The sequence below is a fragment of the Thauera sp. genome, from assembly GCF_035444905.1.
GTDB lineage: Bacteria > Pseudomonadota > Gammaproteobacteria > Burkholderiales > Rhodocyclaceae > Thauera.
Genome location: NZ_DAOMPS010000006.1, coordinates 108803 through 122638, shown reverse-complemented (window position 1 = coordinate 122638; position 13836 = coordinate 108803). Strand labels below are relative to the sequence as shown.

Here is a 13836-nt window from a genome sequence, read left to right as displayed (position 1 = left end):
ATTGCTGAAAAAGGCCCGGTCCCGTGATCGGGCCTTTTTCGTTTCTCGGCCCGCTCGGCCACTGCCGCTTCTTCAGCATCCTGCGCTCGGTTAAGCTCACGGCTTGCCGCCCCTGCCTCACGACCCCCTGAAGATGCACGACGCCCACCAACTGCTCGGCCTCCAACCCGGCGCCACCCGTCCGCAGATCAAGCGCGCCTTCCGCCATCTGGCGATGCGCTGGCACCCCGATCGCAACGCCGACCCGCATGCGGTGGAGCACTTCAAGGCCTTGCGCCAGGCCCATGATGCCCTGCTCGCCGCGCTGCTCGACGGTGAGTCCGGCATTGAGCCAGCGCGTCCGGATGCCGCCGAGGAGGAAGCCCCCCCAGCGCGCGGCGCCGATCGCGCGCAGACCCTTGAGATCAGCGTCGAGGAGGCCTTCCTGGGCGCAGTCAAGGATGTTTGCGTGCGCAGCCCTCAGCCGTGCTCGCAGTGCGGTGGCAGCGGCCTCGAGCGCTTCAGCGTCAGTCGCCTGTGCGAGCCGTGCCGAGGCTCGGGCCGGCTGCGCTCGGAAAACGGCCTGGTGCGCTGCAACGCCTGCGAGGGCCGGGGCTACAGCCACACCCGCGCCTGCGCCTGCTGCGGCGGCAGCGGCGAAGAGCAGGCCGAACGCTGGCTGCAGGTTCAGGTGCCACCGGGCATGACGGACGATGACGAGCTTCGCCTCGCGGGCGAGGGCGAGCCGCATGCCGACCCCGCTCACGCACCCGGCGACCTGCGCCTGCGCATCCGCCTCGCCCCCCACGCCCTGTTCCGCCGCGATGGCCGGAACCTCCTGCTGCAACGCCCGGTCAGTGCCTTGCGCATGCTGATCGGGGGCCCGCTGCCCATTCCGCATCCCGCCGGGCCGCGTACGGTCCTGCTTGAACCTGGTCTCGCCCACCCGCGTGAAATGCGGGTTGAGGCGGCCGGATTCCCCGCCCGCGGCAGCCGCCCGGCAGGCGACCTGATCGTCGAGCTCGTGCCGATGCTGCCACAGGCACCCGATGCGAGGCTGCGGGCGCTGATCGAGCAACTCGAGCTCGAGCTGCGGACCGAGGCGGACAAGCACTTTCCCGAACTGGCGCAGTGGGAGTCGGACTGGCTGGCGGACTGAGCCGCAGCCGCGCCGTCCCACCCCTGCGCCGGCAAGGCCTGCAGTGCTGCAAGAATGTGCCCGCCCGCGTGCTGGCAGCAATACAGTAAGCACTCTCTAATAGACACGCAGCATCGCTGCGGAGAAGGTCCTGCCCGATGCGACGTCTGCTCCCTGTGCTGATCCTCCTCGTCGCCATCGCGGGATTTGCCGGCCTGCGCGCCACCCGCCCCGAGGCCCCCGCCGTGGAGGTGCGCGAGCGCGTGTGGCGCGTCGAGGCGCACGAACTCGCGGCGACCAGCCTGCATCCCACCCTGGTGTTGTATGGCCGCATCGAGGCCCCCGACCGCCTGCAGGCGGCGGCACCGGTCAGCGCGCGCGTGCTCGAGGTCCGGGTGCGCGACGGCGACCGCGTCGAGCCCGGCACCGTACTCGCGCGCCTCGACCCGCGCGACCTCGAGCCACGGGTAGCCCAGGCGGCGGCCGAGCTCGAGCGCGAGCGCATCCGCCACCGCGCCGACCAGGAAGCCATCGGCCAGGAGCGCACCCTGCTGGAACTGGCCCAGACCAAGCTCGAGCGCTTCGAGCGTCTGAAGAACGCCCGCCTCGGCGCCGAGAGTGCCTTCGACCAGGCACGCGAGGAGGTCGCCCGGGTGCGCCTATCCCTCACCCAGCGCCAGCAGGCCATCGCCGAGCACCCCGCACGCCTGGCGCAGTTGCAGGCGCGCCTGGCCGAGGCGCGGCGCGATGCCGAGCGCGGCGAGATCGTCGCCCCCTTCGCGGCCCGCATCGGCGCCGTCGAAGTGGCGCCCGGCAACCAGGTGCAGGCCGGCCAGACCCTGCTCAGCCTGTATTCGTCGGATGCGCTTTACCTGCGCGCGCGCGTGCCCGCCATCTATGCCGAGGAACTGCGCGCCGCGCTCGGCCGCGGCGAGACACCGCGCGCCCGCGCCGAATTCGGTGCCACCACGCTCGTCGCCCACCTCCAGCGCATCAGCGGCGAGGCCGACGCACGCGGCGTGGATGTGCTGCTGCGCCTGGAGGACGCGGCCAAGGTACCGGTGGGCGCCTTCGTCAATGCGGTGCTCGAGCGTCCGCTCGCCGACGACGTGTTCGCCGTGCCGCCCTCGGCCCTGCATGGCGGCGACCGCCTGTACCGCATCGAGGACGGCCGCATCCGCGGCCTGCGCGTGGCGCGCGCAGGCGAACGACGTGAGGGCGACACCCTGCAGCTGCTGGTGCGGGCCGATGGCCTGGAGACCGGCATGCAGATCATGCGCACCCACCTGCCACACGCGATTGACGGCCTGGCCGTCGAAGTCGTCGAGACCGCCGCGCGATGAAGCGCACCGGCATGCTGCAGATGCTGGCCGGCCACAAGGTGGCGGCCAATGTGCTGATGCTGCTCGCCTTCGTGCTCGGCGCCGTCGGCCTGATGCGCATGAACGTGCAGTTCTTTCCGAGCTTCGAGCTCGACGTGATCTCGGTGCGGGTAGTGTGGAGCGGCGCCGCCGCCGAGGACGTCGAGGCGGGCATCACCTCGCCCCTGGAGGAGCGCCTGAAGACGGTGGACGGCCTCAAGCGCATGAGCTCGACCTCGGCCCAGGGCGTCTCAAGCATCACCCTCGAACTGCACGAAGGCACGGACGCCCTGCTCGCGCTCGACCAGGTGCGCCAGCGCGTCGATGAGTTCCGCAACCTGCCACGGGACGCCGAGGCGCCGGAGGTGAGCCGGGTGTCGCGCTACGAGCCCATCGCGCGCCTGCTCGTGCGCGGCAACAGCGTCGAGGAGCTGCGTCCCTGGGTACGGCGCTTCGAAAGCGAACTGCTCGCCGCCGGCATCGACCGCGTCAGCATCACCGGACTGCCGGAGGAGCGCATTGCCATCGAACTGCCTTCGGCGGCGCTCGAGACCCTCGGCCTGTCCCTGGTCGAGGTCGGCGAGCGCGTCGGCCAGCTTGCACGCGACGTGCCGGCGGGCATCGCCGGCGAGGTCGACGGCGCGCGCGAGATCCGCGGCCTGGAGCAGCGCCGCAGCGCCGAGGCCTTCGCCTCGCTGGCGGTGATCAGCGACGAACGCGGCGTCGTGCGCCTGGGCGAGATCGCCACCATCACGCGCGAGCCGCGCGCCAACGAGCTCGCCCTGTTCGAGCGCGGCGACCGCGTGGTCGAACTGCAACTGCAGCGCAGCGAGAGCGGCCACTCGCTGAAGGCCGCACGGGTGCTCGACGACTGGCTGGAGAAGACGCGCCCGACGCTGCCGCCGACGATCAGGCTGGAGGTGTTCGACGCCCAGTGGCAATTGATCAACGACCGCATCCGGCTGCTCGTCAGCAACGGCCTGTCGGGCCTGCTGCTGGTGGTGGCGGTGCTCTACTTCTTTCTGCCCGCACGCGTCGCGCTGTGGGTGATGGTCGGCATCCCCACCGCCTTCCTGGCCACGCTGGGGCTGATGTTCTTCTTCGGCGGCACGATCAACATGATGAGCCTGTTCGCGCTGATCATGGCGCTGGGCATCATTGTCGACGACGCCATCGTCGTCAGCGAGGACGCCGACACCCATCGCCAGATGGGCGAAGGCCCGGCTCAGGCCGCGCTCGGCGGCGCGCAGCGCATGCTGTGGCCGGTGGTAGCGGCCTCGCTGACCACGGTCGCCGCCTTCCTGCCGCTGATGATGGTGGGGGGCGTGATCGGCAACATCCTCGGCGACATCCCCTTCGTGATGATCATGGTGATCACCGCCTCGCTGCTCGAGAGCTTCCTGATCCTGCCGGCCCACCTGCGTATCGCCCTCGCGGGCGAGGCCGGGCTGCACCACTCCGCGCTGCGCGAGCGGCTCGACGCCGGCTTCGCCCGCTTTCGCGACGGGCCGTTCCGCCGCCTGGTCGAACGCAGCCTGGCCTGGCGCGGCACCACGGTCGCGCTCAGCGTCGGCCTGATGGTGCTGGCGGTGGGCCTGATCGCCGGCGGGCGAATCGGTTTCGTGTTTTTCCCCACTCCCGAGGGCCAGGTCGTGTTCGCCAACGCCACCTTCGTCGCCGGCACGCCGCGCCACCACACCGAGGCCTTCCTGCAGGATCTCGAGCGCGCGCTGTTCGAAGCCGAGGCCGAACTCGGCGGCGGCCTCGTGCGCACCGCGGTCGCGCGCCTCGGCGGCACCATCAGCAGCGGCAGCGGCACCAGCGCGCGTGGCGACCAGCTCGCCGGCGTGATGGTCGAGCTGACGCCCCCCGACGAACGCGAGGTGCGCAACGAGCGCTTCCTCGCCACCTGGCGGGAAAAGCTCGGCCCGGTCGCCGGCATCGAATTGCTCACCTTCACCGCACGTCAGTCGGGGCCGCCCGGACGCGACCTCAACGTCCGCCTCACCGGCGACGACGCCGAGGCGCTGAAGGCGGCCGCGCTCGCGCTCGCCGAGACGCTCAAGGGCATTCCCGGCGTGAGCGAGACCGAGGACGACATGCCTTTTGGTCGTGAGCAACTGGTGTATCGCCTGACCCCGGCCGGCGAAGCCCTCGGCCTCACCACCGAGAGCCTCGGCCGCCAGTTGCGCGCCGCCTTCGACGGCGCGCTGGCGCAACTGGTCCAGGTCGGCCGCGACGAGCTCGAGGTGCGCGTGCTGCTGCCGCGTGACGAACGCAGCCGGCTCGACGTCTTCGAGCGCATCACGGTAAGCCTGCCCGACGGCCGCTTCGCACCGCTGGCCACGGTGGCGAGCTGGGAGTCGCGGCGCGGCTTCGAGGCCCTGCGCCACGCGCAGGGGCGGCTCGCGGTCGAGGTGTCGGGGGCGGTCGACACCGAGCTCAACAACGCCAACGCCATCCAGGCCGAACTGGCGCGCGATACCCTGCCACGCCTTGCCGCCCGCTACGGCATCGAGTACAGCTTCGAGGGACGCTCCGCGGACCAGCGCGAAACCCTGGCCGACATGCGCGCGGGCCTGGTGCTGGGCCTGGGCCTGATCTACCTCGTGCTGGTGTGGTCGTTCTCGTCCTGGAGCTGGCCGCTGGTGGTGATGTCGGCCATCCCGCTCGGCCTCGCCGGCGCGATCTTCGGCCACTGGCTGCTCGGCATCGACCTCACCATCCTGTCGATGTTCGGCCTGTTCGGCCTCGCCGGCATCGTGGTCAACAACTCGATCATCCTGGTGACGCTGTTCAAGGAGCTCAAGCACAAGGGTGCGAGCCAGCATGATGCGCTCGTCGACGCCTCCTGCGGCCGCCTGCGGGCGGTGCTGCTGACCTCGCTCACCACCATCGGCGGGCTCACGCCGCTGCTGTTTGAAGGCTCGCTGCAGGCCCAGTTCCTGATCCCGATGGCGACCTCGATCGCGTTCGGGCTGGGCTTCTCGGCGCTGCTCGTGCTGTTCTTCGTGCCCGCCCTGCTGTCGCTGCTGGAGAGCTTCCACGGCTGGCGCCAGGGTCGCGGTCCCCGCCTGGCGCCCGCGGCCTGAACCTCCGGCGGCGGGCGTCGCAAGCCATCGTCAGAGCGGCGCCTCGATGCGCTCCAGCCCGCCCATGTAGGGTTGCAGGGCGGCGGGGATGAGGATCGAGCCGTCGGCCTGCTGGTGGTTCTCGAGCACCGCGACCAGGGTGCGGCCGACCGCCAGGCCCGAGCCGTTGAGCGTGTGCACCAGTTCGTTCTTGCCCTGCGCATTCTTGAAGCGCGCCTGCATGCGTCGTGCCTGGAAGGCCTCGCAGTTCGAGCAGCTCGAGATCTCGCGATACGTGTTCTGCGCCGGCAACCACACTTCGAGGTCATGGGTCTTCGCTGCCGAAAAGCCCATGTCGCCGGTGCACAGCGTGATCACCCGGTACGGCAGCTCGAGCTTCTGCAGGATGGCCTCGGCATGACCGACCATCTGCTCGAGGGCAGCGTCGCTCTGCGCGGGCTCGACGATCTGCACCATCTCGACCTTGTCGAACTGATGCTGGCGGATCATGCCGCGCACGTCGCGGCCACCGCTGCCGGCCTCGGAGCGGAAGCAGGGGCTGTGCGCGGTGAGGCGGATCGGCAGGGCATCGAGCGCCAGCACGTCGTCGCGCACGCTGTTGGTGAGGGTGATCTCGGCGGTCGGGATGAGGTACTGCTCCAGCCCCTCCTCGTCGCCACCGCGCAGCACCCAGAACAGGTCTTCCTTGAACTTGGGCAGCTGGCCGGTGCCGAACAGCGCCTCTCGGTTGACGATGTAGGGCGTGTAGCACTCGGTATAGCCGTGCTCGAGGGTGTGCGTGTCGAGCATGAACTGGGCGAGCGCGCGGTGCAGGCGCGCGACCGGGCCGCGCAGGAAGGCAAAGCGCGAGCCTGACAGCTTGGCGCCGGTGTCGAACTCCAGCCCCAGCGGCGCTCCCAGGTCGACGTGGTCGCGCACCTCGAAGTCAAACTGCGCCGGCGTACCCCAGCGGCGCACCTCCACATTGGCGGTCTCGTCCGCACCCACTGGCACGCTGTCCTGCGGCAGGTTGGGCAGGCGCGAGACGAAATCGTTGATGCGCTCGAGCAGATCGGGCAGCGCCGTTTCGCAGGCCTTGAGCTCCTCGCCGAGCTGGCCGACTTCCGCCATCACGCCCGCCGCGTCCTCGCCCTTGGCCTTGAGCATGCCGATCTGCTTCGACAGCGCATTGCGCCTGGCCTGCAATTCCTGGGTGCGCGTCTGCAACTGCTTGCGCTCATCCTCCAGGGCCTGGAAGGCGGCGACGTCCACCGTCAGCCCGCGCGTGGCGAGACGGGCGGCAACGGTATCGATGTGGGAGCGGAGAAGCTGGATATCGAGCATCGGGAAATTCCTGGTACGGTTTTCTATCAATGAGTTGGGAACGAATGCTCGCAGAACGTCACGGCAAACGGCTGCAAGCCCATGGTCACACGCGCCTTCTGGAAGCACCGCGGCTGATGGCGCAGCGCAAAAATTAACTTTTCCAATCAATAACTTGATTAGTCACTGACACTTAAATCGAACTTGCAAAACCTATGCTGTCCATTATCCTTGAGACAGAGAGGCATCAAGCCGCGTCAGACGGCTCAACCTTGGAGGAGAACGGCATGCTATCTATTCGTGACTGCCTTGACTATTGCGATCTGACCGATGATGAGGTCGCCCTGATCGCCGAGCACGAAGACATCCCTGACGCTGCGGCGGCTCAGATGGTCTGCGGGCTTGTGCAAACGCCCGAAGGCGTGATGGTGCTGACCAACTACATGCTCGAGCTGATCGAGCGCGCCAATGCGTGCGGCGACGCGCGCAAGGCCGAGCAGGCTGCTTCGGTGTGCGCGCGCTTCATGGCAGATCATCCCCTGCCCCACTAGATCTCTCCCCGCCCGCATCGCGCCCAGCGTGCGGGCCTTGGCGTGAGGGTGACACCGAATCGGGTGCCCCCCTCACGTCCTGTTGCCCGTCAGACCCTGTCGCCGCGGCCGCGGCGTCGAGCGCGCGCAGGCGTGCGAGCTTTTCGGCGATCTTGCCTTCCAGGCCACGCGGCGTGGGCTGGTACCAGCTTGGCGCATCCAGCCCCTCCGGCAGGTAGTTTTCGCCCGCTGCGTAGGCGTCGGGTTCGTCATGCGCGTAGCGGTAGGCCTTGCCGTAATCGAGCGACTTCATCAGCCGCGTCGGCGCATTGCGCAGGTGCAGCGGAACCGGTCGCGAGCCGTCCTTGGCCACGAAGGCGCGCGCTGCGTTATAGGCCTTGTAGGCCGCATTCGACTTCGCCGCGCAGGCCAGAAAGATGGTCGCCTGGGCGAGCGCGAGTTCGCCTTCGGGCGAGCCGAGGCGCTCGTAGGTCGCGATCGCGTTGAGCGCCATCTCCAGCGCCCGCGGGTCGGCGAGACCGATGTCCTCCACCGCCATCCTGATCAGTCGGCGCCCAAGGTAAAGCGGATCCGCCCCCCCATCGAGCATGCGGCACAGCCAGTACAGGGAAGCATCCGGGTCCGAGCCGCGCACCGACTTGTGCAAGGCCGAGATCTGATCGTAGAAGGCCTCGCCGCCCTTGTCGAAGCGCCGCAGGCTGCGCGACAGCGCCTGCTCGACAAAGGCGCCCGTCACCGGTGCCACGCTCGCGGTCTCGGCCGCCACCTGGACCTGTTCGATCAGGTTCATCAGCCGGCGCGCATCGCCGTCGGCAAAGCCGATGAGGCGCTCGCGGGCATCGTCCTCGAACACGAGCGCGGGGCAGGCCACGGCTCTGGCGCGCTCGAACAATGCCGTCATCGCCTCGGCGTCGAGGGCCTCCAGCACGTACACGGCCGCCCGCGACAGCAGTGCCGAATTGACCTCGAAGGACGGGTTCTCGGTAGTCGCACCGATGAAGGTGACCAGGCCCTGCTCGACGTAGGGCAGGAAGGCGTCCTGCTGCGCCTTGTTGAAGCGATGGACCTCGTCGACGAACAGGATCGTGTGGCGACCGCGTGCCTTGGCCACCTGTGCCTGCTGGATCGCCTCACGGATCTCCTTGACGCCGGAGAACACCGCCGACAGCGCGATGAACTCGGCATCGAAGCCTTCGGCCATCAGGCGCGCGAGCGTGGTCTTGCCGACACCGGGCGGCCCCCACAGGATCATCGAATGCGGCCGGCGCGCCTCGAAGGCCAGGCGCAGGGGCTTGCCCGGGCCCAGCAGGTGGGCCTGCCCCGCCACCTCGTCCAGCGTCTTAGGGCGCATGCGCTCTGCCAGCGGCACGCGCGGCGGCTCGAGCGACTCGAACAGATCGGCCATGGCCGGCGACAGACCTCAGCGCCCCGGCGTCGTCCGCGAAGCCCCAAGGTCGTCGGGGATCTCGCCGATGATGTCGGCCCCGGCCGGCGGGACGAAGCGGAAGCGGTCGGCCGCGAGCGGGGGATTGGGCTGCAGGCGGGTGAAACGGATCAGCGTGGTCTGGCCGAAGTTGTCGCGCATCTCCATCTGCTGCAACTGGCCCTTGGCGAGGCCGATGCGCAGCGACTCGAAGCCGCTTTCGGCCTGCCGCGGCCGCGCCTCGACCCAGGCCAGGCCATCGCTCACACCGCCGTCTGCGAGCTCGAAGCTGTCATCGAGGGCGCCCGCGCCGAACAGGATCGCCGCCGGCGTCGCCCCCAGCGCGTCGCCGATCTCGCGCACGGTGACCTGGTTGAGGTCGGGGTCCCAGGTCCACAGGGCGCGGCCGTCGCCGACCAGCACCTGGCGGTAGGGGCGCGTGTACTCCCAATGAAAACGGCCCGGGCGCTCATAGGCGAACTGCCCCTTGGCCTCCTGCGGACGGCGCCCGGAGCGCGCCATCACGACCTGCTCGAACTCGCCCTCGGCGCTGCGCGCATGGGCGACGAAATCACGCAGTTGGGCGACCCCATCGGCCGCCGCGGCGAGCATGGCCATGCTCGCGAGCACGAGGGCGACACCGCCGCGCGCGAGCACGGCGACGGACAGGCTGCGGGTGTTCATTCGTTCTCCTTGGCGGGCACGATGACTTCGCGGTTGCCGTTGCTGCCCATCGGCGACACGAGGCCGGCACGTTCCATCTGTTCGATCAGGCGCGCAGCGCGGTTGTAGCCGATGCGCAGGTGGCGCTGGACCAGCGAGATCGATGGCCGGCGCGTCTTGACCACGACCTCCACCGCCTGGTCGTAGAGCGGGTCGGCCTCGCCCTCGCCGCCCTCCCCGCCGCCACCGAGGGACGCCTCCAGGTCATCCTCGCCCGCGGACAGGATGCCCTCGACGTAATCGGGCGGGCCGATCGTCTTCAGGTGATCGACGACCTTGTGCACCTCTTCGTCGGCGACAAAGGCGCCATGCACCCGCACCGGCAGACCGGTACCCGGTGCCAGGTAGAGCATGTCGCCCATGCCGAGCAGGGTCTCGGCGCCCATCTGGTCGAGAATAGTGCGCGAGTCGATCTTGCTCGACACCTGGAAGGCAATGCGGGTCGGCACGTTGGCCTTGATCAGGCCGGTGATCACGTCCACCGAGGGGCGCTGGGTCGCAAGGATCAGGTGGATGCCTGCGGCGCGTGCCTTCTGCGCCAGGCGGGCGATCAGCTCCTCGACCTTCTTGCCGACCACCATCATCATGTCGGCCAGCTCGTCCACCACCACCACGATGTAGGGCAAGGGCTCGAGCGGCTCGGGGTTCTCGGGGCTGATCGAGAACGGGTTGGTGAGCGGCTTGTCGGCCTTGCGCGCCTCCGTCACCGCCTTGTTGAAGCCGGCGAGGTTGCGCACGCCGACCGCCGCCATCAGCTTGTAGCGCTTGTCCATCTCCGCCACGCACCAGTTGAGCGCGTTGGCGGCGTGCTTCATGTCGGTCACCACCGGCGCCAGCAAGTGCGGGATGCCCTCGTAGATCGACAGCTCGAGCATCTTCGGGTCGACCATGATCAGGCGCACCCGCTCGGGCTCGCTCTTGTACAGCAGCGACAGGATCATTGCGTTGATGCCGACCGACTTGCCCGAGCCAGTGGTGCCAGCCACCAGCAGATGCGGCATCTTGGCCAGATCGGCGACCACCGGCTGGCCGCCGATGTCCTTGCCGAGCACCACGGTGAGCGGCGAATGCGCATCCTGATACACCTTGGAGCCGATGATCTCGGACAGGCGCACCATCTGACGCTTGGGGTTGGGCAGCTCGAGCGCCATGCAGGACTTGCCGGGGACGGTCTCGACCACGCGGATCGATACCAGCGACAGCGCGCGCGCGAGGTCCTTGGCGAGGTTGACCACCTGGCTGCCCTTGACGCCGGTGGCCGGCTCGATCTCGTAGCGCGTGATGACCGGCCCGGGATAGGCCGCGAGCACCTTCACCTCGACGCCGAAGTCGGCGAGTTTGGTCTCGATCAGGCGCGAGGTGAATTCGAGCGACTCGGGCGACGGCGGCTCCACCCCGCCGGCAGCCGGATCGAGCAGTGCGACCGGCGGGATCGCCCCGCCCGACGCATCCGTAAACAGGGTCTGCTGGCGCTCCTTCTCGACGCGCTCCGACTTGGGCACCGCGACCACCGCGGGCTCGATGCGCAGCGGCGCGGCGGCGACCTTCTCGGTCTTGCGCCGGCGGGTCTCGACCACCGCCTCGCGCTTCTGGGCGATTTCGCGGCCGACACGCCGGTCCTGCCAGCGCTGCCAGGCCTGCAGCACCCCGACCACGGCCTGTTCGAGCGCCAGGCCCACCCGCTCGACGATGGCGAGCCAGGACACCCCGGTAAACAGCGACAGCCCGCAAGCCAGCAGCGTGAGCAGCATCAGGGTGCCGCCCGTGAAGCCGAAGTAGCGCTGCGTGAGCTGACCGAGCTCCATCCCCACCAGCCCACCGGGCTCCAAGGGGACCGCCGCACCGTGCGAGTGGAAACGCAGGAACTCCAGCGCACTGCTGGTGAGCAGCACGACGAAGAAGCCGATCATGACGAAGATAAAGGAGCGGCGGTCGAGCTCGAGCTTGTTCTTGAGCCGCCGGAAGCCCCACAGCAGGCTGTAGCCGAGGAAGACCACCCACCACCAGGACGACAGTCCGAACAGGTAGAGCAGCAGATCGGCCAGCCAGGCGCCGAAGCGGCCGCCCGGATTGGAGACACGCGCGACCTCGGAGGCATGCGACCAGCCCGGATCAGCCTCGCTGTAGCCGATCAGGATCAGACCGACGTAGAGCGACATCACGCCCAGGATCAGCCAGCGTGCTTCCTGCAGCAAGAGGGAGATCTTTTCCGGCAGGGGCTGGGAGCGGGAGGAAGAGCGAGACAGCATGGAGGGCGTGGCAGGTAGCGGCAGTGATACGACGCCCGGATTATACGGGATCGATCACCCGCCCCGGCCGCGATTGTTGCGCCTGCTCACAAAGCACCACGCCACCTCCGGCCCGCGCACCGAGGCGCTCAGACGTCGTTCAGGCGCTCGCGCAGCACGATGCCGTCGGGCCGCTCCTCGATCAGCCCCTGCTGGCCGAGGTCCTTCATGACGCGGCTGACCATCTCGCGCGAGGCGCCGATCATCTTGGCGATGTCCTGCTTGGACACCTTGCGCACCACCACCGCCTGGCCGCCGACGTCTTCCGACATTTCGATGAGCAGGCGTGCGACCCGTCCATACACATCCATCAGCGCCAGGCTCTCGATCTTGCGGTCGGCGTTGCGCAGCCGCTCGGCGAGGTTGCACATGATGCGCCAGGACACGTCGAAGCTGTCCTGCATCAGGCGGCGGAAATCCTGCTTGGAAATCAGCACCAGGTCGGAAGGCACGACCGCGATCACCGAAGCCGAACGCGGGCGCTCCTCGAACATGCCCATCTCGCCGAACAGCTCGCCCTGGCCCAGGATGGAAAGGATGACCTCGCGCCCGTCCTCGTCGCTGACCACGACCTTGAGGCTGCCGGTCAACACGAGATAGACGTAGTCGGGCCGGTCGCCGGCACACACGACCGACTGCCCGCGCGGAAACCGGCGCATCATCGACACGCGCGCCACGTTGCTCAACACTTCGTCGCTAAGCCCGTGAAAAAGCGGAAAAGTCTTCAGGGCGACGACGGAAACGGCGGTGGTCTGGGACATGCTGGCTCCGGTTGACACAAGAACGGTCGGTTTGTCGATGACTCCGAGCATAAGTTTATACGAATGTCACCCCAATCATGAAAACGGCGTGAAGTAGGTCACGCCCGCCTGCCGCGCACGCTCACAGCTTCGCGCGCGACCTCCTCGCCTCGGACCGCTGGCAGGCCGATATGGCCGCCCTATCGCGGGCATCGGCGCAGGCGAAGGGGGGCTCGGCTATAATCCTGGCCTCGTTTGCAACCCGCAGGAATGCCCCTCATGACCACGAAACACGCCCGCCTGCTGATCCTCGGCTCCGGTCCCGCCGGCTACACGGCGGCTGTCTATGCCGCCCGTGCCAACCTCAACCCGGTGCTCGTCACCGGCCTGGCGCAGGGCGGCCAGCTCATGACCACGACCGACGTGGACAATTGGCCGGCTGATGCCGATGGCGTGCAGGGCCCCGACCTGATGGCGCGTTTCCAGAAGCATGCCGAGCGCTTCAACACCGAGATGCTGTTCGATCACATCCATACCGTGAAGCTGGGCGAGCGGCCCTTCCGCCTCATCGGTGATGCGGGCGAGTACACCTGCGACGCGCTCATCATCGCCACCGGCGCCACCGCCAAGTATCTCGGCCTGCCGTCCGAGGAGAAGTTCGCCGGCCGCGGCGTCTCGGCCTGCGCCACCTGCGATGGGTTCTTCTACCGCAACCAGGATGTCGCCGTGGTCGGCGGCGGCAACACCGCGGTCGAGGAAGCCCTCTACCTCGCCAACATCGCGAAGAAGGTCACCCTGGTCCACCGCCGCGAGAAGTTCCGCGCCGAGAAGATCATGATCGACAAGCTGATGGAGAAAGTCGCCACCGGCAAGATCGAACTCGCCCTCAACGCCACGCTCGACGAGATCCTGGGCGACAACAACGGCGTGACCGGCATGCGCCTCAAGGACGTCAACACCGGTGCCACGCGCGAGCTCGCCCTGCACGGCGTGTTCATCGCCATCGGTCACAAGCCCAACACCGACATCTTCGAGGGCCAACTCGAGATGGAAGGCGGCTACATCGTCACCCATGGCGGGCGCAACGGCAACGCCGCCCAGACCAGCGTGCCCGGCGTATTCGCCGCCGGCGACGTGCAGGACCATGTCTACCGCCAGGCCGTGACCTCGGCCGGCACCGGCTGCATGGCCGCGCTCGACGCCGAACGCTATCTCGACGCCCTCGGCAACTGAGCGCGG

The 13836-nt window shown here is 68.6% G+C and carries 10 protein-coding genes; 5 read left to right on the top strand and 5 right to left on the bottom strand.

Translation table 11 applies throughout. The annotated features are described in order from the left end of the window. Nucleotides 1-133 precede the first annotated feature (133 nt). The 3 genes from PLC66_RS04740 (at nucleotide 134) to PLC66_RS04730 (ending at nucleotide 5570) form a co-directional block, all read left to right on the top strand. Nucleotides 134-1138 (top strand): DnaJ C-terminal domain-containing protein, encoded by a 1005-nt coding sequence (locus PLC66_RS04740; RefSeq protein WP_324538091.1) that lies wholly within the window; start codon nucleotides 134-136, stop codon nucleotides 1136-1138. A 137-nt stretch (nucleotides 1139-1275) separates the two neighbouring features. After that, on the top strand, nucleotides 1276-2460 hold the full coding sequence (locus PLC66_RS04735) for an efflux RND transporter periplasmic adaptor subunit (RefSeq protein ID WP_324538090.1): 1185 nt from the start codon (nucleotides 1276-1278) through the stop codon (nucleotides 2458-2460). After that, nucleotides 2457-5570 carry an efflux RND transporter permease subunit gene (locus PLC66_RS04730; protein WP_324538089.1) on the top strand — a complete coding sequence of 1038 codons (3114 nt, stop codon included), beginning with the start codon at nucleotides 2457-2459 and terminating at the stop codon, nucleotides 5568-5570. Before PLC66_RS04735 ends, PLC66_RS04730 begins: the two co-directional genes overlap by 4 nt. A gap of 30 nt (nucleotides 5571-5600) precedes the next feature. Here the strand turns inward: PLC66_RS04730 and serS are convergent, their stop codons facing one another. Then, a complete protein-coding gene (gene serS, locus PLC66_RS04725; RefSeq protein WP_324538088.1) occupies nucleotides 5601-6893 on the bottom strand; it encodes a serine--tRNA ligase in 1293 nt (430 codons plus the stop codon). A 266-nt stretch (nucleotides 6894-7159) separates the two neighbouring features. Here serS and PLC66_RS04720 point away from each other — a divergent pair, with 266 nt between their 5' ends. Next, a complete protein-coding gene (locus tag PLC66_RS04720; RefSeq protein ID WP_324538114.1) occupies nucleotides 7160-7423 on the top strand; it encodes a hypothetical protein in 264 nt (87 codons plus the stop codon). On the opposite strand, the gene PLC66_RS04715 is transcribed toward PLC66_RS04720, so the two are convergent. The 4 genes from PLC66_RS04715 to PLC66_RS04700 all read right to left on the bottom strand — a co-directional run bounded on the left by PLC66_RS04715 (nucleotide 7395) and on the right by PLC66_RS04700 (nucleotide 12618). Next, nucleotides 7395-8828 carry a replication-associated recombination protein A gene (locus PLC66_RS04715; protein WP_324538087.1) on the bottom strand — a complete coding sequence of 478 codons (1434 nt, stop codon included), beginning with the start codon at nucleotides 8826-8828 and terminating at the stop codon, nucleotides 7395-7397. The two genes, PLC66_RS04720 and PLC66_RS04715, sit on opposite strands and share 29 nt — an antisense overlap. A gap of 15 nt (nucleotides 8829-8843) precedes the next feature. Next, nucleotides 8844-9530 carry an outer membrane lipoprotein periplasmic chaperone LolA gene (lolA, locus tag PLC66_RS04710; protein ID WP_324538086.1) on the bottom strand — a complete coding sequence of 229 codons (687 nt, stop codon included), beginning with the start codon at nucleotides 9528-9530 and terminating at the stop codon, nucleotides 8844-8846. Then, nucleotides 9527-11818 (bottom strand): DNA translocase FtsK, encoded by a 2292-nt coding sequence (locus PLC66_RS04705; protein WP_324538085.1) that lies wholly within the window; start codon nucleotides 11816-11818, stop codon nucleotides 9527-9529. The genes lolA and PLC66_RS04705 overlap by 4 nt, the downstream gene beginning before the upstream one ends. 128 nt (nucleotides 11819-11946) lie before the next feature. After that, nucleotides 11947-12618, bottom strand: coding sequence for a Crp/Fnr family transcriptional regulator (locus tag PLC66_RS04700; RefSeq protein WP_324538084.1), 672 nt, complete (start codon nucleotides 12616-12618; stop codon nucleotides 11947-11949). A 258-nt stretch (nucleotides 12619-12876) separates the two neighbouring features. Between PLC66_RS04700 and trxB the strand changes: the two genes are divergently transcribed. Next, nucleotides 12877-13830 (top strand): thioredoxin-disulfide reductase, encoded by a 954-nt coding sequence (gene trxB / locus PLC66_RS04695; RefSeq protein WP_324538083.1) that lies wholly within the window; start codon nucleotides 12877-12879, stop codon nucleotides 13828-13830. Nucleotides 13831-13836 lie beyond the last annotated feature (6 nt).

Coding starts and splice junctions, on each gene's coding strand:
- PLC66_RS04700 (WP_324538084.1), bottom strand. CDS start 12,618: ATGTCCCAGACCACCGCCGTTTCCGTCGTCGCCCTGAAGACTTTTCCG.
- serS (WP_324538088.1), bottom strand. CDS start 6,893: ATGCTCGATATCCAGCTTCTCCGCTCCCACATCGATACCGTTGCCGCC.
- PLC66_RS04735 (WP_324538090.1), top strand. CDS start 1,276: ATGCGACGTCTGCTCCCTGTGCTGATCCTCCTCGTCGCCATCGCGGGA.
- lolA (WP_324538086.1), bottom strand. CDS start 9,530: ATGAACACCCGCAGCCTGTCCGTCGCCGTGCTCGCGCGCGGCGGTGTC.
- PLC66_RS04715 (WP_324538087.1), bottom strand. CDS start 8,828: ATGGCCGATCTGTTCGAGTCGCTCGAGCCGCCGCGCGTGCCGCTGGCA.
- PLC66_RS04730 (WP_324538089.1), top strand. CDS start 2,457: ATGAAGCGCACCGGCATGCTGCAGATGCTGGCCGGCCACAAGGTGGCG.
- PLC66_RS04705 (WP_324538085.1), bottom strand. CDS start 11,818: ATGCTGTCTCGCTCTTCCTCCCGCTCCCAGCCCCTGCCGGAAAAGATC.
- trxB (WP_324538083.1), top strand. CDS start 12,877: ATGACCACGAAACACGCCCGCCTGCTGATCCTCGGCTCCGGTCCCGCC.
- PLC66_RS04720 (WP_324538114.1), top strand. CDS start 7,160: ATGCTATCTATTCGTGACTGCCTTGACTATTGCGATCTGACCGATGAT.
- PLC66_RS04740 (WP_324538091.1), top strand. CDS start 134: ATGCACGACGCCCACCAACTGCTCGGCCTCCAACCCGGCGCCACCCGT.